We start from the raw sequence: 25,342 nt of genomic DNA, 5'->3' as shown, positions 1-25,342 counted from the left end.
ATAGGCCCATGCGCCCACCGCTCCTCAATCCGCTGTTTGCCGGGGCCGCCGGCCTCAAGGGAATCGGCGCCAGGCTGGACAAGCTGCTCACTTCTTTCCTGCGCCCGGCGCACGGAACGCCCGGGGATACGACGCGCATCGTCGACCTGCTGTTCCACCTGCCCTCCGGCATCGTCGACCGCCGCTTCCGACCGAAGATCAACGCCCTGCCGCGTGACGGCGTGGTGACGGTGGAAGCCACCGTCATGCGCCACCGCCCGCCGCCGCCCGGCAACAAGCGCGCGCCATACCGGGTGGACGTCTCCGACGGCACCGGGCCGCTGACGCTCGTGTTCTTCCACGCCTTTGCAGATTCGATCCGCCGGGCGCTCCCCGAGGGGGAAACGCGCTTCATCTCCGGCAAGATCGACTGGTTCAACGACGAGCCGCAAATCGCCCACCCCGACCACATCGTGGCAGCGGACGAGTTCGGGCGCATGCCGCTCATCGAGCCGGTCTATCCGCTCACCGAGGGCCTTTCGCCCAAGGTGCTGGCCAAGGCCATCGCCCAGGCGCTGGAGAAACTGCCCGGGCTTCCCGAATGGCAGGACCTGCCCTTCCTGCAGCGCCACGGCTGGCCGGACTTCGCGGCGGCGCTGCGCACGCTGCATCACCCGGTGGCCCCTGCCGCCGTCGGTCAGGAAAGTCCGGCACGCCGCAGGCTCGCCTATGACGAGTTGCTTGCGAACCAGCTGGCCCTCACCCTCGTTCGCGCCAACATGAAGCGCGCGCGGGGCCGCAAGTTGCCGGGCACGGGCGACCTCCGCGCGAAGCTCATCAAGGCCCTGCCCTACAGCCTCACCGCCGCGCAAAGCGAGGCGGTCAAAGACATCCTGCGCGACATGGCCTCGGGCGACCGGATGCTGCGCCTCCTCCAGGGTGACGTGGGTTCCGGCAAGACGGTGGTCGCCCTTCTGGCGCTCGCCACCGCCATCGAAAGCGGCGCGCAGGGTGCGCTGATGGCGCCCACCGAAATCCTCGCCCGCCAGCACCATGCGACGCTGTCGAAGCTGGGCGCCGCCGCGGGCATCTCCGTCTCGCTTCTCACGGGCCGCGAGAAGGGCAAGACGCGCGAGGATATCCTCGCGCTCATCGCGGCGGGCGAAACCTCCCTCGTCGTCGGCACCCATGCGCTGTTCCAGGAGCACGTGGCGTTCAGGGACCTGGGGCTGGTGGTCATCGACGAGCAGCACCGTTTCGGCGTCCACCAGCGCCTCGCCCTGCAGGCCAAGGGCGGCGGCGCGACCGATCTCCTCGTCATGACGGCAACACCCATCCCGCGCACTCTGGCGCTGACTGTCTATGGCGACATGGACGTTTCGAAACTCACCGAAAAGCCGGCAGGCCGCCTTCCCATCGACACCCGCGTCATCCCCATGGCGCGCATGGACGACGTGATCGAAGGCCTCGCGCGCTCCATGGCGCTGGGCAACCGCGCCTATTGGGTCTGCCCCCTTGTCGAGGAGAGCGAACAGGTGGACCTCGCCGCGGCCGAGGAGCGCTTCCTGCAGCTCGCCTCCCGCTTCAAAGGCCAGGCCGGCCTCATCCATGGCCGCATGAAGGGGCCGGACAAGGACCGGGTGATGCAGGAGTTCAAGGATGGCACGCTGCAACTGCTCGTCTCCACCACTGTCATCGAGGTCGGCGTCGACGTGCCGGAGGCGACGGCCATCGTCATCGAGAATGCCGAGCGCTTCGGCCTTGCCCAATTGCACCAGTTGAGGGGCCGTGTGGGCCGCGGTTCGGGCAAGTCATCCTGCCTGCTGCTCTATCAGGAGCCGCTGGGCGAGACAGCCAGGGCGCGGCTCTCCATCATGCGCGGGACGGAGGACGGATTCCGCATCGCCGAGGAGGATTTGCGGCTGCGCGGTGCGGGCGAGATGCTGGGCACGCGGCAATCGGGACTGCCGCTGTTCCGCATGGCGGACCTCTCCACCGATGGCGACCTGCTGCAGGCGGCGCGCGACGACGCCCAATTGGCGCTGAACAAAAACCCTGAACTGACAGGCCCCCGCGGCGAAGCGCTGCGCCTGCTGCTCTACCTCTTCGAGCGGGACGAGGCGATCAGGCTCCTGTCGGCCGGCTGACGGCGACGGCCGCCTCCTTTTCCGGCGGCAACGGCTTGTCCGGGAACACGAGGCCCATGGAAATGACAAGCTTCAATCCGTCCTCGACGCTCATGTCGATGATCTTGACGTCCTCCAAATCGACAAAAAACACATAACCCGACGTGGGATTGGGCGTCGTCGACATGTAGACAGCATACATCGCGCGCCCCTGCTCCAGCCCGATCTGCCCGCCATCCACCTCGCGCGAGATGAAGGCAAGGGACCACGTGCCGCGCCGGGGCCACTCGACCAGGCAGACATAACGGAAAGAGGCGCCTTTTTGCGAAAAAAGGGTCTCGAAAATCTGCTTCGAACCCTTATAGATCGATCTCACCACCGGGGTTGAATTAAGTATTTTATCCCATATTGCGATCATCGTCCGGCCAGCGAGATTGGCGGCCATGAAGCCGATCAGCGTGATGGCAAGGAGCGCGAAGATCAGCCCGAACCCCGGCACCTTGACCGGCAGATAGGTGTCCGGGTTATAGCTTGCCGGCAGGAACGGCTTGATCCATGAGTCGAAAAGCGTGACGAACCAGTAAGTTGCCCAGATCGTGATGGCGATGGGCGCGGTGATCACCAGTCCGGTGAAGAAATAGGCGCGCAGCTTGCTGAAAACGGAGCTGTGCGCCTTGATTTCGACGTCAGCGCCCTTCACGCGAGACTTGGGATTAATGGGATCGGGCATGGGACAATCACTAGACATGAATCGGCTTGCGATCACAAGCCCCGCAGGGGCGGAGCGGTGAAAGCCCTGCGCCGCCCGGTTCTTCCCTGCACCGGCTGGCTCTGCGCGGCGCTGGGGGTCTTCGGCATCGTCATGCCGCTGTTCCCGACCACACCCTTCCTGCTGGCGGCCATCTGGGCCTTCTCGCGCTCAAGTCCGGAGATGGCCCAGAAAATCCGCTCCCATCGCCATGCTGGCAAATATGTCCGCGATTGGGAAGACCATGGCATTATCCCCACCGGCGCCAAGGTCATCGCCGTGGTAATGATGACGGCGATGTTCGGTTACCTCCACTTTGTCGCCGAAGCCCCCGCCTGGGTCGAAATCGGCGCGGCGCTGGCAATGGGGGCGACAGCAGGATTCATCCTGTCGCGCCCGGGACGGCGCGCCTCATAGGCGCTTTCGCCCGCCCCTCCGGACACAAGCCGGATTGGATCGCCGGAGCATCGCGCGCGCCCGATGTTCTCGATCAGTCGCCCGCCGGCTTTGCCTTTTCGGCCGGATACTGGTCGTCCCACACTTTGGCGCGGGCTTCGGCCTCGATTCGTTCGTCCTCGCCCACGCTGGCCTCGATCTGCGCGGCGCGGGCATGGATTTCCGGGTTTTCGTCAGGCCGGGCCGATTGGCGCGCGAGGATGTACCACATCACGGCGCGGGTCCGGTCAGCATTGACGATCTGGCCAGACCAGTAGAGATCGCCGAGATAGGCTTCCGCAGGGGCATATCGTTTGCGGGCCGCGGCCATCAGCCATTTCAGGCCCTGGCTTGGATTTTTCTTCAAACCCTCGCCCTTGATGCTCATCACGCCAAGCGCGAACTGAGCGGCGGGGTGGCCATAGGCCGTGGCGATCTTGAGATAGTTCTGCGCCGCAGCCTTCGGGTCGGGCTGAAGGCCGGCATTGACAGCGCCGGTGCGCTGGTAGTCGGCCAGCCGCACCATGGCATCGACAGTGATTTTGAGGCGTTTCGGATCGGTTTCCTCGGGGTCATAGTGCTCGGCCACGCGCGTGTAGTAGGTATAGGCCATCGCGTCGTCGCGGGGCACGCCCACGCCCTGGCTGTACATGTGGCCAAGGTACCAGTCGGCCACGATGTTGCCGTCGTCAGAAACACGGCGGAACAGCGTCAGCGCACGGGCATAGTCGCCGTTTTTATAGGCGCGCTTCGCCTTCTTGAGGTCATCTGTCCAGAACGGGATCTGGATTTCTGGAAGATGGATGTCAGGCGCCGCGGGCAGGTAGGAATAGAATTCGGAAAGCGGTCCCTTTCCGTCATCATCGGCGGCGGCGGCGGGCGCCAGCGTCAGCATCAGCACGCCAACGGCAAGGGCGGCATGGCGGCTGCTGAACCGAACCCGATGCATGCCCCTGAGCAGCGCCGGCCACATCACGGTTCCCGGGCGCATGTTCCGTTCAGGCGGAATCGCCTGAACGAAAAGAACATGCGCCGGGTCAATAGCTTGAGCATGATCTTGTCGCAAAACCGGTTCCACTTTTGCGGATCACGCTCCAAGCCCCCCAGCCGTGCTTTGCGATTGCAAAGCTCAAGGTGTGAACGGGATGACCCATGCTCGACGACGCCACTTTTTCTCTTCCACATCACGCGGGACACGCCGACGGCCTCCGCCAACGCGACGCTTCCCCTCGCCCGGCCAATGTCCACGCGATGGTAAAGCGCCGCTCTGCCCTGAGCCCCTATCGACCGCGCAGATAGAGTTTTTTCCCCTGCACGCTGACCACGCTAAGCAGCAATTTGGGCGGATAAAAGATTGTGATTCTGGCGGAATTGGACAGTGCTCACAAATCGGGCGGCTGTTGCATCCGCGCCACAGTTGCGCCGGTCAAACCGCCAAAGCCGCGCGCATTCCCTCGTAGACAGCTTCCTCCGCGGTGCGCGGGGTCAAGGCGTCGCCGACGATCTGGTGGGGAATTCCAAATTCCTCCAGCACGGGCGCCAGCCCGTCCTCCTGCAGATTGGGGGTGTTGAGCACAATGGTGTCGACGTCCTCCATCACCACCGCCCCGCGCGAGGGCGTGTGAATGAAAAAAACCGTCCGCCCGTCGCCGCCGTAAAGCCGCAGCCACGGGTGAACCTCGACGCCCAGCTTGTGCAGGCGCGCGACCTGCTCGAAGCGGATATAGGCCTGGATCGAGGCCGAGGCGCAGTGGTGGTTCACGGCGAGGCGTATGTGGGCACCCTCGGCGGCCAGCTTCTCGGCGATGCCGGAGCCCGCCCAATCGCCCATCCAGTCATAAACCACCACCCTCTGGCCGGTGGTGGCCCGCCCGGCGAGGATGTCGGCGACATGGACCATCTGCGCCGCCTCGCCCTCGAAAGGCGGAGTGTGGGGCTTGGAGCCGGTGGCGAGGATGACGGCGTCCGGCTTCTCCGCCAGCAGCATGTCCCGCGTCACCTCGCTGCGGCGGTGGATTCTGGCGCCATGGCGTTCCGCCTCGGCCGTGAGGTTGGTGGCAATGCCGCCGAACTCGGCGCGCCTGGGGAGAAGCTGCGCCAGGCGGGTCTGGCCGCCGGTCTGGCGCTCGCGCTCATGGAGGTGCACCTCATGGCCGCGCTCGGCCGCCACGGCAGCCGCCTTCAGACCGGCCGGCCCGCCGCCGATGACAATGACCCTTTTGCGGATTGCGGCAGGCGGCTTGCGGGCATATTCCAGTTCGCGCCCGGTCTCCGGATGCTGGATGCAGGAGATCGGCAAGCCGAGCTGGAAGTGCCCGATACAGGCCTGGTTGCAGCCGATGCAGGCGCGGATGTCATCGACCTTCCCGGCCTTCGCCTTGTTGGCCATCTCGGGGTCCGCGATCATGGCGCGGGTCATGCCGCACATGTCGGCCGAGCCCGAAGCGAGCACCTGCTCGGCGATCTGCGGTTGGTTGATGCGACCCGCGACGAACACGGCCTTGCCCGTCGCTTGCTTCACTTTTTGGGCGAAGGGCGCAACATAAGCCGTTGAATTTGCCATGGAAGGAACGATGTGAGCAGCGCCCGAGGCGGTGGCCGACGTGCCGGCGATGACATTCAGGTAGTCAAGCTCCGGCGCCAGTGCCCGCGCGATGGCGACCGAGTCATCCTCCACCAGGCCGTCCTCGTCATGCTCGTCGCCGGACATGCGCATGCCGACGATGAATTCGCCTGGCGCCTGGGCGCGGATGGCGGAAATGACCTCGCGGGTGAAGCGCAAACGGTTATCGGGCGATCCGCCATACTGGTCCTGCCGTCGGTTGACCCAGGGGTTCATGAACTGGGCCGGCAGATAGCCGTGGCTGGCCACGATCTCGACACCGTCTGCCCCCGCCTCCGCCATGCGGCGCGCGGCCTGGGCGAAGCCATCGACGATTTCGCCGATCATCGATTGCGGCATCTCGCGAGGAATGACCTTGAAGCGCTCTGAAGGGGAATGCGACGGCGCGAAGGCCGGTTGCACCACGCCGTTGGGCCGGCCCAGCAGCTCACGGCCCGGATGGAAGAGCTGGATGAAGACTTTTGCACCCTCGCCGTGGATGGCATCCACCAGCCGGCTGAAGGGCTTGATGCAGTCATCCGAGGTGCCCATCAAAAGCGCCTCGGTGTAGCGCGAAGTCTCGTGCACGCCGACGACCTGGACGACGATGAGCCCCGCACCGCCCCTGGCGCGGGCGCGCTGGTAGGCGATCAGAGCGTCGGACGGCAGGCCGCCCTCCGGCAGATAGGTGTCATGCCCGGTCGAGAAAATGCGGTTGCGCATCTCGGTGGACTTAATTGTGAAGGGCGAGAACAGGTGCGGGAACATCATGATGGCTGATGATAACCAGCCGCCCCGCCCGCCGTCGAGCCTCACATCGAACGTTCCTCATATGCGATGAACCATTCGACCATTTCCGTCCACATGGTCTCGACCAGGGCCGGATCGACATGGTGGCCGCGGGCCAGAACGCGCACATGGTCAATGACCTGGCGCACGCGGGCGTCATCGCGCGCCGGAAGCCCGTCACGTTTCTTGACGACGACAGCCTTCTCGACCCAGCGCTGGCGCTCGGCCAGCATCTTGATGAGACTCTCGTCGATGCGGTCGATCTCCTTGCGGATCTCGCCCATGGTGAGGTTCGGGGGCTTGCTCATGGCCTGCCTCTTGCCTGCAACCGGTCCTGCCGTCAATCGGCGGGAGGGCGGGGTTCAGGCGCCACCACCCAGGGCCGCCGCCCCTGCGCACCGCGTGCCGTGGTCACCAGCGGCTCGGGACCGCTGAGGCCGATGGCATGCGCGCCATGCCGCCACAGATCGAAGCGGTCAATGCGCAAGGCCACGTTCCGGCAGTCGCCGCGCAACGGAAAACTTGCGATGAGAATGTCCACCCCTTCGCAATTCAAGGGTTTTCCCTCTCCTCCGGCGAGATAGACGACGGCCCTGCCCCGCACGGTGGCGGTGCAGCGCCCGTCGCTGCAGTTCCAGCCGGGGCGTTTGGCGGCCTCGGCCAGGCTCGCCTCCTCGCCATTGGCCTGCAGCCATTTCTCAACCGCAAAGCGCGCCCGGCGTGGCTGGGCGGGCACCAGTTGACCCGCCGTGTCGCGCAGCGCCACGTTGGCGCCCGCCGCCTCGATCAAGAGATCGGGCGGCGGCGGGGCCGGCAGAACGAGCAGCGCGCCCAGCGCCATCACCGCAAGCCCGGCAAGCCGCACCGGACCGGCCAGCAGGCAGAGCAGCACCATGCCAGCAACCATCGTCAGCATGGCCGTCAGCGGCGGCCGGGCAATGACTTCGTTGGCGCCCGGAAGCGCCGCAACGCCATTGGCAATCGCAATGACGAGTTCCAGACCCTTGCCCATCACCGTGAGCGGAAGCTGCTCCAGCCCGAACGGCATCAGCAGCACCGACAGCAGGGCGAAGGGCATGACCAGAACGCCGACCACGGGAATGGCCAGCCCATTGGCCAGCACACCATAGGGCGAGATGCGCCCGAAGTGATAGGCCGCTGGCAGGGATGACGAAAAACCGGCAATCAGCGAGGTGACGAGGCTGGCGATGAAGGCCGCGGCGGCCCAGCGCGCAATGCGCCACGCCCAGTGCGGCGTGGGTTCCTGCCCGGCGCCGTGTTCCTCCTTCCGGCGCGCCCAGAACTCATAGAAGGCGACAAGGCCCAGCACCGCCAGGAAGGACATCTGAAAACTCGCCTCGACAGCGGCCTGCGGATCGAGCACGAGGATCGCCACGGCGGCCAGCGCAAGGTTGCGCATGGAAAGCGCCGGACGGTCGACGATGACGGCAAAGAAAACAATGGCGACCATGAGGAAGGAGCGCGCCGTCGCCGTGCCGCCTTGCGCCAGCAGCATGTAGAACAGGCCCATCAGCAGCGCCGCTCCGGCAGCCCATTTGCGGATGGGAAAGCGCAGCGCCAGGCCGGGCGCCAGCGCCAGCCCCGCGCGCACCGCCCAAAACACGCTGCCCGCCACCAGCCACATATGCAGACCCGAGATCGAGAGGATGTGGTATAGCCCTGATATCAACAGGCTTTTGTTGACTTCCGGCGGAATGCTGCTGCGCTCGCCGGTGATCAGCGCCTCGGCGAAGGAGGAATAGGGTTCAGCAAGTGCGGCGCGGATGCGCGCGCCCATGGCGGCGCGGATGGCGGAGAGCCAGCTTTCGAGCGGCAGTATGGTCCGTGGAACATCAAGAATTTCAATGGTTTGTGAGGTCACCCGGCCGGTGCCGCCAACGCCGCCGAACCACAGGCTGCGGCCATAGTCGAAGGCGCCGGGCGCCACGGGTGAGGGCAAGGGCGCCAGACGGGCCCTGAAGGTGACGCGCGCGCCGGGCGGCGTGGCCCCGGCCCTCTCCGGCAGCGTAAGGCGCAAGTGATTTGGCAGGCGCTCCGGCGCAAGGCCCGCGATCTGCTCCGGTGCCAGGATCATCACCAGCCGGGTGCGCGACGAGCGATCGACGGAGACCGCCCGTCCGGTGACCGTGACCTCGCCCATGGTGAAGGCGAGGAGCGGCGTCGCGGATCGCCAGGACTGGAAACCCGCCAGTGCGAAGCCCCAGAACACAAGCCCCGCGAGCAGCAGCGGGCCTGTTGCGCGGCCCAGCCAGAAGAGCCCGGCACCCGCCGCCGCAAGGCTCGCGAGAAGCAGGGTTCCGGGCTCCTGGTCGAGGGCGAAATAGGCCCCGATTCCAAGGCTCAAGGCTGGCGCGGCCCAAAGGAAGCCGCGGCCCTGCTGGGCCTCCAGCGCCGCGCCGGTGGCGGCGGAAAACCACGCGCGGCGGGGCCGGTCATCCGCCGCCGCAGGGTCCAGCGTGGCAAGCGACATGGCACTCCCCTTACAGGCCGCGCACAGCTGTGCTAAGGCATGATCCGCAAAAGCGGAACCCGCTTTTGCGACAAGATCATGCTCAAGCTTTTGATCTGGCGGCCCGGAGCACGCAATCATCTTCCCCAACGTCAGTCAATAAGGAGAACGGCGTTCATGTCATCGCCAGTCGTCACGCGCTTCGCCCCCTCGCCCACCGGCTACCTTCACATCGGCGGCGGGCGCACGGCGCTGTTCAACTGGGCCTATGCGCGGCACATGGGCGGTAAGATGTTGTTACGCATAGAAGATACCGACCGTGAGCGGTCGACGGCGGAGGCCATTGACGCGATCATCGAGGGGCTGACCTGGCTCGGCCTGGACTGGGCGGGGGAGCCCGTCTCGCAGTTCGGGCGGGCCGGGCGGCACCGGCAGGTGGCGGAGGAATTGCTCGCGCAGGGAAAGGCTTACCGCTGCTATTGCACGCCGGAGGAGCTGGAGGCGATGCGGGCCAGGGCGGAGGCCGAGAAGCGGCCGATCCGCTATGACGGGACGTGGCGCGACCGCGCCCCCCAGGAGGTGCGGGCGGGGGTGAAGCCGGCCATCCGCTTCAGGGCGCCACAGCAGGGCGAGACCGTGATCGAGGATGCTGTCCAGGGCAGAGTCGTCTTTCCGAACAAGGACTTGGATGATCTGATCATCCTGCGCTCGGATGGCAATCCGACCTATAATCTGTCCGTCGTGGTGGATGACCATGACATGGGTGTGACCCACATCATCCGCGGTGTGGACCACCTGACCAACGCGGCCCGGCAGAGCCAGATTTACCAGGCCATGGGCTGGCGGGCGCCGCACATGAGCCATATCCCGCTGATCCACGGGCCGGATGGGGCAAAGCTCTCCAAGAGGCATGGGGCACTGGGTGTCGAGGCCTATCGGGCCATGGGCTATCTCCCTGAAGCGATGAGGAATTATCTGGCCCGCTTAAGCTGGAGCCATGGCGATGACGAGATCTTTTCGACCGGGCAGCTGGTCGAGTGGTTCGACCTCGACGCCATCGGCAAGTCGGCGGCGCGGTTCGATTTTGCCAGGCTGGAGAACCTGAACGGCCACTATATGCGCCATATGCCGGATGACAAGTTATTGATATCGTTCATTGATTTCCTGCCGTATGGTGAGGGCGGCAAGGCCATGAGGGCGAAGATCGACGACGCGATGAGAGTTAAGCTGCTGCGTGCGATTCCCGGATTGAAGGAGCGTGCCAAGACATTGGTGGAATTGAAGAATGGCGCGCAATTCCTGTTCGCGGAACGGCCCCTGCCGATGGATGACAAGGCGCGGCAGATCATCCGGGATGGCGGCGCCCACGTGCTGGGCGCGGTGATTCCGGTGCTTGAGCAGGTTGTGAACTGGCAGGCGCATGATCTTGAAACGGCTGTAAAATCCTACGCCGAGGCGGCCGGGCTGAAGCTCGGCAAGGTGGCGCAGCCCTTGCGCGCGGCGTTGACCGGCGCCTCGACCTCGCCCGGCATCTTCGACGTGCTGGACGTGCTGGGCCGGGGGGAGTCGCTCGGCCGGTTGCGCGATCAGGCGTCGTCCTGATGCAGTTTTCCGGTCGCAAACAGGTTGCTGCCGGTGCACAAAAGCGTTGTCGCCGTAGCGTGCCGGTTGCCGTCCGAAGTGCAACTGACTCATGTTGCGGCAGATGCCAAAATGCATGCCGCCGCAGGATGGCGATGGGCGGCGGACAGCCAGGCGGCCGGCGGACCAGCGCATCAGGTCAGTGACGTTGACCTTTCCATGGTGCGGTGCAATAGTCGGTAACGGAAAAAATTCAGACACGGGAGGCCGCAATGGCTGACGATCCGAAGAAGGCAGTTCTCGAATTCGCGGGAAAGTCGGTGGACATGCCGGTCAGATCCGGCACCATCGGGCCGGACGTGGTCGACATCACGAGGCTCTATGCCCAGACCGGCGCCTTCACCTTTGACCCCGGCTTCACCTCCACCGCCTCCTGCGAATCCAAGATCACCTATATCGACGGCGATGCGGGCGTGCTGCTCTACCGCGGCTACCCCATCGAGCAGCTGGCCGAGCACGGCGACTTCCTGGAGACCTGCTACCTGCTCTATTACGGCGAGCTTCCCACCCCCCCGCAGAGGCAGGAGTTCGACAGGAACATCACCTACCACACCATGGTGCACGAGCAGATGACCCGCTTCTACCAGGGCTTCCGCCGCGACGCGCATCCGATGGCGGTGATGGTGGCGGTGGTCGGCGCCATGTCGGCCTTCTACCATGACTCGACCGACGTCAACGACGCCCGCCAGCGCGAGATCGCCTGCCACCGGATGATCGCCAAGCTGCCGACGATCGCCGCCATGGCCTATAAGTATCACATCGGCCAGCCCTTCGTTTACCCGCGGAACAGCCTTTCCTACGCGGCGAACTTTCTGCGCATGTGCTTTGCCGTGCCGTGCGAGGACTATGCGGTGAATCCGGTCCTGGCGCGCGCCATGGACCGGATTTTCATCCTGCACGCCGACCATGAGCAGAATGCGTCCACCTCCACGGTGCGGCTTGCGGGCTCGTCGGGCGCCAACCCCTTCGCCTGCATCGCGGCGGGCATTGCCTGCCTGTGGGGCCCGGCCCATGGCGGCGCCAACGAGGCGGCGCTGGAAATGCTGCAGCAGATCGGCGACCCGGCCAGGGTTCCGGACTTCATCGCCAGGGTGAAGGACAAGACCTCCCACATCCGGCTGATGGGCTTTGGCCACCGCGTCTATAAAAACTATGACCCGCGCGCCAAGATCATGCAGAAGACGGCGCATGAGGTGCTGGCCGAACTCGGCATCAAGGACGACCCGCTGCTGGAAGTGGCGCGCGTTCTCGAACAGGCGGCGCTGTCCGACCCGTATTTCATCGAACGCAAGCTTTACCCGAATGTGGATTTCTATTCCGGCATCATCCTGCGCGCCCTTGGCTTCCCCACCTCGATGTTCACCGTGCTCTTCGCGCTCGCCCGCACCGTGGGCTGGATCTCGCAGTGGAAGGAAATGATCGAAGAGCCCGGCCAGAAAATCGGCCGCCCCCGCCAGCTCTACACCGGCGCGCCCCGCCGCGATTACGTGCCGCTGACAAAGCGCGGGACGTGAGCCGCGCCCGCGGGGGCAATTGGGATACTGCGGCGCGGCAACTCCGCTGGTCAGCAGGCAGACGCGCCAGTCGGATTGCTTTTTGTCGGCTTCCAAATCGCTTGGGGCATGATCCGCAAAGGTGAAACCGCTTTTGCGGATCATGCTCCTCGAGCGGCGGGCGGTCATGCAGAATCGGGGTCTTTTACCTCCCCCTCGTGGGGAGGCGAATCGCATATGGCGGCGGCGTGTCTTGTGCCATGTCAATTTTCCCTTCTCCCGTCGCGGTACGCGATGGGAGAAGGGAACCCATATGCGATAGCCCTGCCCACGAGGGGGAGGGAAATCCTAATGGAGTCAATTGACCGCCCGCCGCTCCAGCGGCAGACAAGTCCCCTCATCTCCCCGTTGCGTTCCGCAACGGGTCCCTTCTTCTCCCGCTGAAGGAGCGGGAGAAGACAGGCCGCACGTCGCAAGACCACATGATTCGACTTGAGCGCTCTTCGCTTTAGACTGTCCTGAGATACCATTCGAAGTCGCGCGCCGTGGGCTCGGCATAGAAGCGGTCGGCCTCGACTTCCTTCAGCGTGCAGTAAGTGTCGATGAATTCCTTGCCGAAATATTCCTTGAGGATCGAGGCGCGCCAGAAGGCGTCAATGGCGTCGAACCAGTTGCCCGGAATGTATTTGGCCCGCCGCTCATAGCCATTGCCGCTGACCGGGTTGCCGGGGTCGCATTTTCCGGTGATGCCGTGATGCATGCCCGCGAGGACCGCCGCCATCACGAGATAGGGGTTGGCGTCAGCGCCCGAGGGGCGATGTTCGATGTGGCAGGCCTCGGGCGGGCCGGCGGGAATGCGCAGGGACACCGTGCGGTTGTTGATGCCCCAGCTGGCCGAGACGGGCGCATAGGAGTTGCGGCGGAAGCGGCGGTAGGAGTTCGCATTGGGCGCGAAGATCAGCATCGACTCCGCCATCGCCGCCTTGAGGCCGCCGATGGCGTGCATCAGCAGCCCGTTCCGTGTGGGGTCCTCCGCGGCGAACAGGTTGTTGCCGTCTTGATCGCCGAGCGAGACGTGGATGTGCATGCCCGATCCCGTCCAGGCGGAATAGGGCTTGGCCATGAAGGTGGCGGCCAGGCCGTGCTTCTCGGCCACGTTCTTGATCAGCCGCTTCAGCAGGATGCCCTCGTCGCAGGCCTTGAGAACATCGGCGCGGTGGCGCAGCACGATCTCCATCTGGCCCGGCGCATATTCCGAGATCAGCGTCCTGGCCGGCAGACCCTGAACCCCGCACATGGCATAGAGGTCCTGGAAGAAGGGCGCGAAGTCCTCCGTATCCTGAAGATAATAGGCCTGGTAATGCCGAGGCCGCGCCTCGTTGATCAGCGACTTGGGCGCAACCGGCCTGCCGGCCAGCGCGGACGCCCGGTCCATCAGGAAGAACTCGAGCTCGACCGCGCCCACCGGCCTCATGCCGAGTTCGGTCTCGAAGCGCCTGACGATCTTCTCCAGCGCATTGCGCGGGTCGGCGTAATGCGGCGTGCCGTCGAGGTCATGCACGGTGGCGATGTATTGCGCGGTGGGCGCCTGCGCCCAGGGCACGCGCATCATGGAGCCCGGCACCGGCCACATCAGCATGTCGCGGTCGCCTTCGTCGAAGACGAGGCCGGTTTCCGGCACGTCCTGACCGGTCACATCGAGCACGAGCGCCGAGATCGGCAGGAAGCGGCCGTCCTTCCAGGCCGGCGCCGCCTCGTCGCGGCGCAGCACCTTGCCGCGGGCCACGCCGCACATGTCGGTCCAGATCACATGGACGCTTTCGATGTCCGGGTTCTGGTCGAGGAAGGCCTGCGCTTCCGCCTCCCGGCGGGGGAACACGAGTGTCATTCTGCTTGCTCCTCAGCCCATCAATTCAGCGAGACAGCGGTCGAGTCCATCGACCAGCCGGTCCACATGCGCCCCGACCGTCGCCGGGCAGATGAGCATCATGTTGTGGAAGGGGGTGACGATCACCCCGCGATTGAGCAGATAGTGATGCACGGCTTTATCGATGGGCCGATGGATCACTCTTGCGGCCTCGCCGCCGTTGCGGGGCCTTTGGGGAGTGCACATGAACTCCACCCGGGCGCCGGCACGGACGACGTGCCACGGCGCGTCATGTTTGATGATGACATCGGCAATCCCCTTCTCGAGGCGCCTGGCCAGCGCCAGGAGGGGACCGAACGCCTCCCCGGTGAAATAGTTTTCCAGCACGGCGCGCATCAGCGCCAGCTGGATCCTGGAGCCCGACAGCGTGGTGCCGATGCCGGAATGGCCGGGCGTGCGCGTCTCGAGGAACGTCCGGATGCGGTCCGCCACGTCCTGTGTGAAGCCATAGACCGCGGCGGGAATGCCCCCGGCAATGGGCTTGCCCAGCACCATGGCGTCGGGCTCCAGCCCATATTCGCGGGTGTAGCCGCCGGGGCCTGACGACATGCAATGCGTCTCGTCGATCGCCAGCAGCGTGCCGTATTCGCGGGTGAGGGCGCGGAGCGCCGCGTGATAGCCGTCATCCGCCAGCACCATGCCCACATTGGTCATGATCGGTTCGGCCAGCACGCAGGCGACGTCCCTGTCCGCCAGCGCCTTCCGGAGGGCCGGGATATCGTTGAACTCGACGGCCTTGGTGAACTGCGTAAGGTCGCGCACCTCGCCGATCAGGGCCGGGTCGGCATGGGGCGTGCCGCCATCGATGGTGACGTAAGTCTCGTCCACCGCGCCGTGGTAGCAATGGTTGAAGACCAGGATCTTGCTCCGGCCGGTGATCGCCCGGCACCATTTGATGACGGCGCGGTTGGCGTCCGACGCGGTGGCCGTCACCTGCCAGCAGGGCAGGCCGAAGCGGTCTTCCAGCAGCTTGCCGACAACCGCCGCATCGGGTGAGGGCATCATGGTGGTGAGGCCGTTCGCGCCCTCGCGTGCGAGTGCATCGGCCACGGGCGGCGGCGAATGGCCGAACATGGCGCCGGTGTCGCCCAGGCAGAAGTCGATATAGCGGTGGCCATCAGCGTCAATGAGGTCCACGCCTTGCGCATTGGCGATGAAGAGGGGAAAGGGGGTGCCCCAGTCCACCATCCAGTGCATCGGAACACCCTTCAGCCAGTTGCGCGCCGCGTCGTCCGAGAGCTTTTTGGAAGTGGGGTTGCGCTGGGTGAAGAGGGCCTCTTCGCGGCTCAGCATGGCCTTTATCGCTTGCTCCGGAATGCTGCGCGGCATGATATCCTTCTGGACGGTTGACGTTGGCCACTTTCCTAGCCCCCCGCCCCCGAAGCCACAACCCCCATGGATTCAGATGGCGGAATCATGCTTAGAGCGGGTCAGCATGAGGGAGCCCGGTCCATGGCCCGCACCGTCTTCGTGAACGGCGAGTATCTTCCGGAAACGGAAGCGAAAATATCGATATTCGACCGTGGCTTCCTGTTCGCCGACGGAGTTTATGAAGTGAGCGCGGTGATCGGCGGCAGGCTGGTTGACTACACCGCGCATATGGAGCGGCTTGGCCGTTCGCTGAACGAACTCCGCATGGCCTGGCCCTGCCCGCGCGAGGCGCTTGACGCGATGCATGCGGAGCTCATCAGGCGCAATGGGCTCGCGGAGGGCATCATCTACATGCAGGTGACGCGGGGTGCGGCGGACCGCGCCTTCAACTTCCCCAGGGGCGACGTGAAGCCAACCCTGATCGCCTTCACCCAGGCCATGAGCCTGGTCAGCAATCCCAATGCGGTGACGGGCATCAAGGTCATCACCACGCCGGACCTGCGCTGGGCGCGGCGCGACATCAAGACGGTGATGCTGCTGGCCCCCGCGCTGGGCAAGCAGGAGGCCTATGAGAAGGGCGCGCAGGAGGCCTGGATGGTGGAGCACGGCTTCGTCACCGAGGGCACGTCCTCCAACGCCTATATCGTCAAGGACGGCAAGGTCATCACGAGGCATCTCTCCAGCGAGATCCTCGCCGGCTGCACCAGGCGGGCACTGATGCGGCTGGCCCGGGAAGAGGGGGTCGAGATCGTCGAAGGCAAGTTCACGGTGGCGGAGGCGCTCGCGGCCGACGAAGCCTTCCTCACCTCCGCCTCGCAATTCGTCATGCCCATCGTGGAGATCGACGGCAAAAGGATCGGCGGCGGCCAACCGGGGCCGGTGGTCAGAAAGCTGCGCGAGCTGTTCCTGAAGGAAGCCGCGGCGTAGGCAGCGGCGCGCCCCGGACCCCCGATGCCGTCACCCCGGCGGCAAGCAGGACCCCAGCTTCGGGCGCAACCGGCTGAGGGGTGGCCGCCACGCCGGGCCACGCCCTGAATTGCCGCTTGACCCCTCATCATGGGAAGGTCCACACCCATGACCCAAATGTCACCCGCCCCGCTCCAGAGCCTCCCCGTGGAGGGCATGACCTGCGCCTCCTGCGTGCGCCGGGTGGAGAAGGCCATCGCCGCCGTGCCGGGCGTCGTCTCCGCGACCGTCAACCTCGCCACGGAGCGCGCCACGGTGGAGCTCCTCGCCGGCACGCCGCTCTCCTCCGTCGAGGCCGCCATTCGTCAGGCGGGCTATGAGACGCGTCGTCCCGATGCGGCCGATCCCGATGCGCTCCGGGCGGCTAAGGACAAGGAGCACGCCAGCCTCACGCGGGACTTTCTCATTGCCGCCGTCTTCACCCTGCCGCTTTTCATCATGGAGATGGGCGGCCATCTCATCCCCGCCGTGGGCCACTGGCTCCATGGCGTGGACCGCTTCAAGCTCCATCTCCTCTACTTCGTGCTGGCGACCATCGTGCAGTTCGGCCCCGGCCTGCGCTTCTACAGGACGGGCGTTCCCAACCTTCTGAAGCTCGCGCCGGACATGAATTCGCTGGTGGTGCTGGGCTCCACCGCGGCCTGGGGCTATTCCGTGGCCGCCACATTCTGGCCCGCGCTGCTGCCGGAAGGCACGCAGAACGTCTATTACGAATCCTCCGCCGTCATCGTCACGCTGATCCTCCTGGGCCGCCTGCTGGAAGCCCGCGCCAGGGGCCGCACCGGCGCGGCCGTCGCAAAGCTCGTCGGCCTTCAGGCCAAGTCGGCGCGCGTCGAACGCGATGGCATGACCGTGGAACTGCCTCTCGACCAGGTGGTGGTGGGCGACATCGTGCAGGTGCGACCGGGCGACCGGCTGCCGGTCGATGGCGTGGTGGTCGCGGGTTCGTCCTTCGTCGATGAGGCGATGATCACCGGCGAGCCCGTTCCCGTGGCGAAGGCACAAGGCGTGGAGGTTGTCGGCGGCACTATCAACAAGACCGGCAGTTTCACCTATCGCGCCACCAAGGTGGGGGCCGACACGCTCCTCGCCCAGATCATCCGCATGGTGGAGCAGGCGCAGGGCGCCAGGCTGCCGATCCAGGCGCTGGTCGACCGCATCACCGCCTGGTTCGTGCCCGCGGTGATGGCGGTGGCGGGCTTGACCTTCCTCGTCTGGCTCCTCCTCGGCCCGCAGCCCGCGCTTGCCTTCGGCCTCGTCAATGCCGTCGCCGTGCTCATCATCGCCTGTCCCTGCGCCATGGGCCTCGCGACGCCCACGTCCATCATGGTCGGCACGGGCCGCGCCGCCGAACTCGGCGTCCTCTTCCGCAGGGGCGAGGCGCTGCAAGCCTTGCGCGACGTCGCGGTGGTGGCGCTGGACAAGACCGGCACGCTCACCGAAGGCCGCCCGGAGCTCACCGATTTCGAGCTTCACGGCGTCCCACCCGGTGACGCGCTGGCCCTTGTCGCCGCGGTCGAGAACTCCTCCGAACACCCCATCGCCGCCGCCATCGTCTCCGCCGCCCGGGCAAGGGGCCTCGCCATTCCCGCCGTCCATGGCTTCGAGGCCATCCCCGGCTTCGGCGCGCGCGGGCTTGCCGGGGGCCATGACGTCGCCGTGGGTGCCGGCCGCTATATGGCGAAGCTTGGCCTCGACGTGTCCTCTTTCGCCGCAAGCGCCGAACGTCTGGGCCGGCAGGGCAAGACTCCGTTTTATGCCGCCATCGACGGCAAGCTCGCCGCCATCATCGCCGTGGCCGATCCGGTGAAGCCCACGACCCCCGCCGCCATCGCAGCGCTCCACGCCATGGGTCTCAAGGTCGCGATGATCACCGGCGACAACCGCCGCACGGCGGAGGCCATCGCCAGGACGCTGGGCATCGACGAGGTCGTCGCCGAGGTGCTGCCGGAGGGCAAGGTGGAGGCCATCGCGCGCCTCAAGGCGCAAGGCCCGGTCGCTTTCGTGGGCGACGGCATCAACGATGCGCCGGCACTGGCCGCGGCGGACACCGGCATCGCCATCGGCACCGGCACGGACATCGCCATCGAGAGCGCTGACGTGGTGCTGATGTCGGGCGACCTCCGCGGCGTGCCCACCGCCATCGGCCTCTCCCGGGCCGTCGTCCGCAACATCAAGCAAAACCTGTTCTGGGCCTTCGCATACAACGTCTTGCTCATACCCGTCGCCGCCGGGGCGCTCTATCCGGTCAACGGCACGCTCCTGTCGCCCATGATCGGGGCGGGGGCCATGGCGCTCTCCAGCGTCTTCGTCGTCAGCAATGCCCTCAGGCTCCGCCGCTACCGTCCGACGGAGGATCGCGCCGGAGCATGGCAAAGCGCCCCTCTGACAAGCCCCGCGAAAGCGCGGACATAACCACCCGATCGAAGTCGATTGTCATGGTGACAGCAGGCCCAGTTGTGCAATCACCGGGAGCCAGGCGGAGGGCTGCCCGCGTGCGACCCCCGGCCATCCCGGCAAGGGCTTCGCAAAACACTGCTCGCCGCCACCTCCAGAACGGGCGCGGGCAAGGTTTGCAACACCCGCATCATTGCCCCGAAGGGCAGCCGCGACAGCTCATCCATCACAAGCAACTCATTGAAAGCATTGCGTGTTTCGCTGTCGATTCCGGGCATGCCTGTGTCCAATCGTTTTCAGAGAACGATTGTAGCAGCATCCCGCAACGAGTCCCGCGGGAACCGTGGCAAGGTATGTGCATCCTCACCACGCCGGTTTGAACTTTCTGAAACTTTTCAATAATGACAATCAAGGGCGCGCCTCGCGGGCGGCTTCACCGTCAGACGCCGCACCGCGCCTCGGAACACGACCGTCACGCGCCGTCGAGCAGCCTTGCCACCAGCTTGTCGATCTTCTGGGCGATGCCGGCCTCGGTGAGGGCGTCACGGACCAGCCTCCTGGCGCGCTGGAACTTCATGCCATCGGGAATTTCGACTGTTGACGCCAGGTTCTCCGCATCAGCCGCTGCGGCAGCGAGACGCCGATGAAGATTTGAGTCCGGATCAAAAACGGGCCAATTCAAGTTAAACATAACTTTGGCAAAGTCTCGCGCACCCCATTGCCCCCGGCTCTGATACATCTCTACCCTTCTCCGCGACTCTTCACTATTGAAAAAGGCTGACAGATATCTTGCTTCCTCGATTGTCTTCACTTTCGACCAATAAAGAGCAAAATCGATAATTGTTCTGTCATCCTGCAGGATGGCGGAGGCTTGGAGACTGCCAGATCGGCAATAAAGTACCTTAATTCCGCCTATCGGAAACTGCGAACCGAGCTCATTGTGATAGTTCCATCTCCCGACAAGAGTCATTTTTCCGCTTTCGGCGTTCTCCTCCCACACCTTTTCCGCCCTCATCATCCAGGATGTCAGGCCGGAATATCCCCGGTTTGCGGCGGCATCCGCGTCGAGCACCGCTCCCTTTTCGGTCACGGGAACCACGCCCTCGAAGGGCCTCAAGACTCGGTAAGGCAAGATGCTCTCGCCCAGCAGCACCGGGCGGATGAATTCCGCCTCCACACGGCCTTCGATGCCGCTGAGTGACTTCCAGGGCTCCTTTTCCTGGCTGTTGCGGCGGCTGACGACGAAGGGTGAGGATCTATCGGGGGCCAGCCGTCCACCCGTCTGGCCGCGTTCGACGAGGCACAGCATGCGGGGAACCAGCGTTGCGCCTTGCCGGAAAGCCTTGCGGTAAGCCGAGCCGCTCTCGAAATTGGCCTCCTCCGGCCGCGGCGCATCGTTGCGGACCTGAAGATGCCGGTCGGCCAGTTCCTCCGGCGCATCGCGATAGGGTAGATTGCCGGCATAGGCCGTCACGATATCCGGCACGGGCCTGGCGGTGGCGCGCTTGCGCGCGAACAGCACGCAGGCCGGAACGGGAAACAGCGGCTGCACGCCGTCATCCATCGTCCAGGCTGCATCATAGGCAAGCCGGGTGGAGTGGAAGGACCCGCGGCGAAGCTCGGCGAATTGCCCGCGTGTGAGGGCGGCGAGCGGCAAGACAAACGCAATCCGGCCCGCCGCGCGAAGATAGAGATCCGCCGCGCGCACCATGAACAGGGCGCAGAGATCGTTCTGGGTGGCCAATTTGCCGCCCACATAGACCCGTTCGCCCCTGGCGAGTTCCCTGAACTTCTTCTGCAGATCAGCGCTCATGTGGCGGAAAGCGACCCAGGGCGGGTTGCCCACGGCAACATTCGCCCAGCCACCCGCCGCCGAGAAAAAGAGAGGCCGCGAGAGATTGCGGGCAACATAAGCCCAGACGGAGTCGCGTCCGTCGCGGCGCAGCCTGTCAAACACCACATAGGTCTTGCCCATGTCCTTGATGGCGAACTCTTCTTCCTGATTGATGTCGCGCTTGTAGTGCTGTTCCACGATCCGCTTGAGCGCCGCCTCGATTTGATCGCGCTTCATGCCTTCGAGAGACCCCGTGCGCATGCGCTCGATGGCTTTGTCGAACAGCGCCGGATCGCGGCAAAAAGTGTCCGGAAAATCCAGCTGCTCGCGCCCGTTTTCGCCTTCGCCGCTGGTGCTGTTGCCGGCGGACGACGGCGGAACCTTGATTGTGAGTTCCTTGCCGCCCATCCACTCCGAAATGGACAGCTGCATCGCGTCACCCAGATAGACGGGGATCGAAACCGCGCCATCGCGCGCGCCAAGCGCCGGGGCAAGCGCCAGAAGGTAGGTGACGCGGGCAATGATGACGGAGACGGGGTGAATGTCCATGCCGGCGACATGGGCCGTCACCTCGGCGGCCACCATGTTTGGCTTCATGCCCGCGTCCTCGGCCTCGGCGATGAAGTTCCGCACGGCGTGAAACAGAAAAGTTCCCGAACCGCAGGCCGGGTCCAGCACGCGTTGCTCAACCGGAGCGGTGACCGACTGCCGGACCACCTTCGCCGCAAGCCAGTCCGGCGTATAGTATTCTCCCAGGCCATGCCGCTCCGCGCGGTCTATCAGGGATTCATAGAGAACCTTGAGAACATCGGATTGAACTTCGCGCAGGCGGAAACGGCGAACATGCGCCATGATGCGGCGAACCAGGTCCTCGCCCTCGGCGCTCGCCGTCACCCAGTCGAAGAAGTCGCTTTCCACCGCGCCCAGGATGTTGAGACGCTGAAAGCTTTCGCCTGACAGCAGCCGCCTGGGATCATCCTCATTGACATCCAGAACCGCCAGCGCGATGGCCTTGGCCACGATCACGAGATAGCTGTGCTGCAACCAAAGTTCGTCGTTTTCGATCTCCTTGCCATAGACAAGCTTCAGGAGCGATGACCAGAGCTGCCGCTTCAGCATTGTGGCGCGGTCGGCCTTCAGCGCGTTCCACAGCTGGCGCAGCCCATCGCTGGCGCGCCGGTAGGCGACCGAGCCGTAGCCCAGTTCCGCCTTGATGTTGATGACGTCCGGCGGCAGAGACGACTTGAGGGCCAGCACGCCATCGAGCCATGCCAGAAACTCCGCCGCCTTTTCGGGATTGAGCTGGGTTTCCTTGAAATTCGAAAGCTTGCCCCCGGAAAGCTCGAAAACCGACCAGCGAAGTCCGTCGGAGGCAATGCCGACAAAGCGCTCGCCTTCCTCCGCCTCCCGGTCCCGCAGGTAGTCGGGCATACGGCGCTCGACGTCGGCCCACTCCCGCGCGAGGTTGGATTTCGCTTCGAAAACCGTTCTGCCGATCAGAGCGTCCAGACGGCCCCTCACCTCCGGTATGCGCCGCTCAAATTCGAGATTGGCGCGGTCGACCTGGAACTCCTCAATCAGCAATTCGCGGAAGTCGGCCTTGACTTCGTCATGGCCGGGCTGCGATGCGAGATGACGCAGAATGTCGAGGGTCCGGCTTTCGGCTTGTTTCGCGGAGTTCATAATTGCTTTCTAGAGTATGATCCGCAAAAGTGGAACCGCTATTGCGATAAGACCATGATCAACGTCCTGATCTGGCGCATGTTCCGGGAAAGGGACAGGAAGATGCCGCCGGATTTTGTCTATTCTCTTCCGCCGGGCGGCATCTTTGCCACCGTCCTGCCGGTGGCCGGGATCACGGTCGCGATCATGCTGTTCGTCATCGTGCAGCATGACAGGCCCTTCTCCGGGGCTGCCGCCATCCTGCCGGGGCCCATTCCGTGGGCGACCGGCGCGGAGATGTGACATGGTGCGGATCCTCCATGACGGCCGGCGCTACAGTCTCGAGGACCATAGGGGCGAAGCTTCATTGCTTGACCTGATGAAGTGGCAGATGGAGGGAAACCGCGCCCGTTGGCCCTGGCGCGTGAGCAACCGCGGCTTTCCGCCGCCGCCCCGGCGCGTCGAGGGCGATGCGCTGAAGGCCACCTGGGTCGGGCACGCGACGGTGCTGCTGCAGACGCGGGGTCTCAATATCCTCACCGATCCGTTTCTGTCGTCCAGGGCGAGCCCTGTTCCCTTCGCGGGTCCGCGCCGTGCAAGGCCTGCCGCTCTCACCGCCGAAACGCTTCCGCCCATCGACATCATCCTGCTCAGCCACAATCACTATGACCACATGGACCTGCCGGCGCTGCGGCGCATTGCAAGGCGCCACGCCGCGCATGTGGTGACGCCGCATGGCAATGCGCGCTGGGTCAGGCGCGCATCATCGTCCTTCGGCATCGACGAGCTGGGCTGGGGCGACAGCGTTGAGCACAAGGGCCTGCGCATTCATCTCACGCCCGCCCTGCACTGGTCGAAGCGCGGGCTGTTCGACGCCAACACCGCGCTGTGGGGCGCCTTTATTGTGGAGACGCCGGGCGGCCCCATCTATTTCGCCGCCGACACCGGCTTCGGCACGGGCTCAACCTTCAGCGATGTGCGCGGGCGTTTCGGACCGCCGCGCCTGTCGCTGCTGCCCATCGGCGCCTATGAGCCGCGCTGGTTCATGCATCCGCAGCACATGAACCCGGAGGAGGCGGTGAAGGCGCACAATATTCTGGAAAGCCGCGCCAGCCTCGCCATCCACCACGGCACCATTCAGCTCACCGACGAGGCGATCGATGCGCCGGTGGCGGCGCTGAAGAGCGCGCTCGAACAGTATTCGGTTGACCCCGCTTCCTTCCTGGTGCCTGATGCGGGCGAAACGCTGGACATCGACTGAGGCCATGATGACGACGGGACGCGCGGGGCTTGCCGCCGCATTCCTTCTGCTGTCCGCCGCTCCGGCCTTCGCCGCGGAGGGTCTTGACGGGCGCACGCTGGGCCTGCCCTGGGCCATCCCCTTCCTCGGCATGCTGCTGTCGATCGCCGTCTTCCCGCTGGTGGCGGCGGACTTCTGGCATCATCACCGCGGCAAGGTGGCGGCTTTCTGGGCGCTGCTCGCGCTGATCCCCATCGTGGTGACGCGGAGCCCCGGCACCGCGGGCGAAGCGCTGGTGCATACGGCACTCATGGAATACATTCCCTTCATCCTGCTGCTGCTGGCGCTGTTCACCGTGGCGGGCGGCATCGTGGTGCGGGGCAATCTGCATGGTTCGCCCGCCACGAACACCGCGTTGCTGGCAATCGGCGCGGGTCTGGCCTCCATCATCGGCACCACGGGCGCGGCGATGATCATGATAAGGCCGCTGATCCGCGCCAACGATGACCGCAAGCACAATGCGCATGTTTTCGTGTTCTTCATCTTCCTCGTGGCCAACGCCGGCGGCGCGCTCACCCCGCTGGGCGACCCGCCGCTGTTCCTGGGCTTCCTGCGCGGCGTGAGCTTCTTCTGGCCCACGGTGCACCTGCTGCTGCCCGCGCTCATGATCGTTGGCGTGCTGCTCGCCCTGTTCTTCGCGATGGACAGCGCCGTCTACCGCAAGGAAGGCCACCTGCCGCGCGACCCCACGCCGGACGGCGCGCCGCTGCGCGTGCTGGGGGGCATCAACTTCCTGCTGATCGCCGCGATCATCGCAACCATTCTGCTCTCCGCCTCGGTGGATTTGGGCGACGTGGTGATTTTCGGCACGCATGAACCCGTCGCCGCGCTGCTGCGCGATGGGGCCTTCATCGTCATCGTCGGCCTGTCGCTTGCCTTCACGCCGCAGGAACGCCGCGCGGCGAATAAGTTCGACTGGGAGCCGATCAAGGAGGTGGCGCAGCTCTTCGCGGGCATCTTCATCACCATCATCCCGGTGCTGGCGATGCTGAAGACGGGAATGGGCGGCGTCTTCGCGCCGCTCGTCTCGCTTGTCCAGGGGCCGGGCGGCGAGCCCGACAACCTCGCCTATTTCTGGATCACCGGCGGGCTCTCGTCCTTCCTCGACAACGCGCCCACTTACCTGGTGTTCTTCGAACTGGCGGGCGGCGACCCGCAATACCTGATGACCGAGGGAGCGACGACGCTCGCCGCCATCTCGGCGGGTGCGGTGTTCATGGGCGCCAACACCTATATCGGCAATGCGCCCAATTTCATGGTCTATGCCATGGCGCGCAACGCCGGCGTGAAAATGCCGGGCTTCTTCGGCTATATGCTGTGGTCAGGCGCGATCCTGCTGCCGCTTTTCGCGGTGGTGGGCTGGGTGTTTTTCGCGGGGTAGGGCGTGGCCGTCACCCTTCACACTCACCTTACGCGGGCTTGACCCGCGTATCCTTTCTGGTCACCGCGAAAGAGGATGTCCGGGTCAAGCAACTGTCGATTTTCAGTAGCTGTGGCGGAACTCCGTGTTGTCTCGCATGATGGCATTGAGGATGGTGAGGAACTTGTGCATGGCTGCGACGAGGGCGACCTTGAAGGGTTTTCCGGCTTCCCGGAGTCGTT

General features: G+C 65.2%; 16 protein-coding genes and 2 pseudogenes. 9 read left to right on the top strand and 9 right to left on the bottom strand.

Translation table 11 applies throughout. The annotated features are described in order from the left end of the window. The first annotated feature begins 8 nt into the window (after positions 1 to 8). Positions 9 to 2,126 (top strand): ATP-dependent DNA helicase RecG, encoded by a 2,118-nt coding sequence (gene recG, locus IOC69_RS02900; RefSeq protein ID WP_290542025.1) that lies wholly within the window; start codon positions 9 to 11, stop codon positions 2,124 to 2,126. On the opposite strand, the gene IOC69_RS02895 is transcribed toward recG, so the two are convergent. Then, complete coding sequence (locus IOC69_RS02895; protein WP_290542024.1) at positions 2,104 to 2,871, bottom strand: DUF502 domain-containing protein; 768 nt, start codon at positions 2,869 to 2,871, stop codon at positions 2,104 to 2,106. The two genes, recG and IOC69_RS02895, sit on opposite strands and share 23 nt — an antisense overlap. A gap of 21 nt (positions 2,872 to 2,892) precedes the next feature. On the opposite strand from IOC69_RS02895, the gene IOC69_RS02890 reads away from it, so the two are divergent. Beyond that, complete coding sequence (locus IOC69_RS02890; RefSeq protein ID WP_290542023.1) at positions 2,893 to 3,270, top strand: YbaN family protein; 378 nt, start codon at positions 2,893 to 2,895, stop codon at positions 3,268 to 3,270. Positions 3,271 to 3,343: 73 nt separating this feature from the next. Here IOC69_RS02890 and IOC69_RS02885 read toward each other — a convergent pair whose 3' ends face one another. The 4 genes from IOC69_RS02885 to IOC69_RS02870 all read right to left on the bottom strand — a co-directional run bounded on the left by IOC69_RS02885 (position 3,344) and on the right by IOC69_RS02870 (position 9,170). Further along, positions 3,344 to 4,279, bottom strand: a complete 936-nt coding sequence (locus tag IOC69_RS02885; RefSeq protein WP_290542022.1) for a tetratricopeptide repeat protein — start codon at positions 4,277 to 4,279, stop codon at positions 3,344 to 3,346. 435 nt (positions 4,280 to 4,714) lie between these two features. After that, positions 4,715 to 6,661, bottom strand: coding sequence for an FAD-dependent oxidoreductase (locus IOC69_RS02880; protein WP_290542021.1), 1,947 nt, complete (start codon positions 6,659 to 6,661; stop codon positions 4,715 to 4,717). Between the two features lie 41 nt (positions 6,662 to 6,702). After that, complete coding sequence (locus IOC69_RS02875; RefSeq protein WP_290542020.1) at positions 6,703 to 6,987, bottom strand: chorismate mutase; 285 nt, start codon at positions 6,985 to 6,987, stop codon at positions 6,703 to 6,705. A 32-nt stretch (positions 6,988 to 7,019) separates the two neighbouring features. Next, positions 7,020 to 9,170, bottom strand: coding sequence for a ComEC/Rec2 family competence protein (locus tag IOC69_RS02870; protein WP_290542019.1), 2,151 nt, complete (start codon positions 9,168 to 9,170; stop codon positions 7,020 to 7,022). Between the two features lie 156 nt (positions 9,171 to 9,326). Here IOC69_RS02870 and gltX point away from each other — a divergent pair, with 156 nt between their 5' ends. Further along, entirely contained in the window at positions 9,327 to 10,751 is a 1,425-nt protein-coding gene (gene gltX / locus IOC69_RS02865) for a glutamate--tRNA ligase (RefSeq protein WP_290542018.1), read from the top strand. A gap of 251 nt (positions 10,752 to 11,002) precedes the next feature. After that, positions 11,003 to 12,304: a citrate synthase gene (gltA, locus tag IOC69_RS02860; protein WP_290542017.1), complete on the top strand. Its 1,302-nt coding sequence runs from the start codon at positions 11,003 to 11,005 to the stop codon at positions 12,302 to 12,304. A 487-nt stretch (positions 12,305 to 12,791) separates the two neighbouring features. On the opposite strand, the gene IOC69_RS02855 is transcribed toward gltA, so the two are convergent. Both IOC69_RS02855 and IOC69_RS02850 read right to left on the bottom strand, forming a co-directional pair. Further along, entirely contained in the window at positions 12,792 to 14,171 is a 1,380-nt protein-coding gene (locus IOC69_RS02855) for a glutamine synthetase family protein (protein WP_290542016.1), read from the bottom strand. Between the two features lie 12 nt (positions 14,172 to 14,183). Further along, on the bottom strand, positions 14,184 to 15,539 hold the full coding sequence (locus IOC69_RS02850) for an aspartate aminotransferase family protein (RefSeq protein ID WP_290542015.1): 1,356 nt from the start codon (positions 15,537 to 15,539) through the stop codon (positions 14,184 to 14,186). 123 nt (positions 15,540 to 15,662) lie between these two features. On the opposite strand from IOC69_RS02850, the gene IOC69_RS02845 reads away from it, so the two are divergent. Together IOC69_RS02845 and IOC69_RS02840 are read left to right on the top strand one after the other, a co-directional pair. Next, positions 15,663 to 16,508 (top strand): D-amino-acid transaminase, encoded by an 846-nt coding sequence (locus IOC69_RS02845; protein ID WP_290542014.1) that lies wholly within the window; start codon positions 15,663 to 15,665, stop codon positions 16,506 to 16,508. A gap of 180 nt (positions 16,509 to 16,688) precedes the next feature. Beyond that, positions 16,689 to 18,962 (top strand): annotated as a pseudogene (locus IOC69_RS02840) (heavy metal translocating P-type ATPase); the annotation flags it as partial. Positions 18,963 to 19,416: 454 nt separating this feature from the next. Here the strand turns inward: IOC69_RS02840 and IOC69_RS02835 are convergent. Beyond that, positions 19,417 to 22,461, bottom strand: coding sequence for an N-6 DNA methylase (locus IOC69_RS02835; RefSeq protein WP_290542012.1), 3,045 nt, complete (start codon positions 22,459 to 22,461; stop codon positions 19,417 to 19,419). A 54-nt stretch (positions 22,462 to 22,515) separates the two neighbouring features. On the opposite strand from IOC69_RS02835, the gene IOC69_RS02830 reads away from it, so the two are divergent. Genes IOC69_RS02830 through IOC69_RS02820 form a run of 3 tightly spaced genes read left to right on the top strand, consistent with a single transcriptional unit; the run spans position 22,516 to position 25,121 of the window. Then, positions 22,516 to 22,743 (top strand): hypothetical protein, encoded by a 228-nt coding sequence (locus tag IOC69_RS02830; protein WP_290542011.1) that lies wholly within the window; start codon positions 22,516 to 22,518, stop codon positions 22,741 to 22,743. Between the two features lies 1 nt (position 22,744). Continuing rightward, complete coding sequence (locus IOC69_RS02825; protein ID WP_290542010.1) at positions 22,745 to 23,701, top strand: MBL fold metallo-hydrolase; 957 nt, start codon at positions 22,745 to 22,747, stop codon at positions 23,699 to 23,701. Between the two features lie 7 nt (positions 23,702 to 23,708). Continuing rightward, positions 23,709 to 25,121, top strand: a complete 1,413-nt coding sequence (locus IOC69_RS02820) for a sodium:proton antiporter (protein WP_290542009.1) — start codon at positions 23,709 to 23,711, stop codon at positions 25,119 to 25,121. Between the two features lie 102 nt (positions 25,122 to 25,223). Here IOC69_RS02820 and IOC69_RS02815 read toward each other — a convergent pair. Continuing rightward, positions 25,224 to 25,342 (bottom strand): annotated as a pseudogene (locus IOC69_RS02815) (IS110 family transposase); the annotation flags it as partial.

Source organism: Aestuariivirga sp., assembly GCF_020252405.1.
In the GTDB taxonomy this organism is placed as follows: domain Bacteria; phylum Pseudomonadota; class Alphaproteobacteria; order Rhizobiales; family Aestuariivirgaceae; genus Aestuariivirga.
The sequence above is the reverse complement of the archived record's forward strand: the minus strand, read 5'-3'. Positions and strand labels throughout refer to the sequence as shown.

What these genes read in the sequence shown, in the direction of transcription:
- IOC69_RS02830 (WP_290542011.1), top strand. Translation starts at nt 22,516, where the DNA reads ATGATCAACGTCCTGATCTGGCGCATGTTCCGGGAAAGGGACAGGAAG.
- gltA (WP_290542017.1), top strand. Translation starts at nt 11,003, where the DNA reads ATGGCTGACGATCCGAAGAAGGCAGTTCTCGAATTCGCGGGAAAGTCG.
- IOC69_RS02835 (WP_290542012.1), bottom strand. Translation starts at nt 22,461, where the DNA reads ATGAACTCCGCGAAACAAGCCGAAAGCCGGACCCTCGACATTCTGCGT.
- IOC69_RS02850 (WP_290542015.1), bottom strand. Translation starts at nt 15,539, where the DNA reads ATGCCGCGCAGCATTCCGGAGCAAGCGATAAAGGCCATGCTGAGCCGC.
- IOC69_RS02885 (WP_290542022.1), bottom strand. Translation starts at nt 4,279, where the DNA reads ATGCGCCCGGGAACCGTGATGTGGCCGGCGCTGCTCAGGGGCATGCAT.
- IOC69_RS02855 (WP_290542016.1), bottom strand. Translation starts at nt 14,171, where the DNA reads ATGACACTCGTGTTCCCCCGCCGGGAGGCGGAAGCGCAGGCCTTCCTC.
- IOC69_RS02820 (WP_290542009.1), top strand. Translation starts at nt 23,709, where the DNA reads ATGACGACGGGACGCGCGGGGCTTGCCGCCGCATTCCTTCTGCTGTCC.
- IOC69_RS02870 (WP_290542019.1), bottom strand. Translation starts at nt 9,170, where the DNA reads ATGTCGCTTGCCACGCTGGACCCTGCGGCGGCGGATGACCGGCCCCGC.
- IOC69_RS02875 (WP_290542020.1), bottom strand. Translation starts at nt 6,987, where the DNA reads ATGAGCAAGCCCCCGAACCTCACCATGGGCGAGATCCGCAAGGAGATC.
- IOC69_RS02845 (WP_290542014.1), top strand. Translation starts at nt 15,663, where the DNA reads ATGGCCCGCACCGTCTTCGTGAACGGCGAGTATCTTCCGGAAACGGAA.
- IOC69_RS02825 (WP_290542010.1), top strand. Translation starts at nt 22,745, where the DNA reads ATGGTGCGGATCCTCCATGACGGCCGGCGCTACAGTCTCGAGGACCAT.
- IOC69_RS02880 (WP_290542021.1), bottom strand. Translation starts at nt 6,661, where the DNA reads ATGATGTTCCCGCACCTGTTCTCGCCCTTCACAATTAAGTCCACCGAG.
- gltX (WP_290542018.1), top strand. Translation starts at nt 9,327, where the DNA reads ATGTCATCGCCAGTCGTCACGCGCTTCGCCCCCTCGCCCACCGGCTAC.
- recG (WP_290542025.1), top strand. Translation starts at nt 9, where the DNA reads ATGCGCCCACCGCTCCTCAATCCGCTGTTTGCCGGGGCCGCCGGCCTC.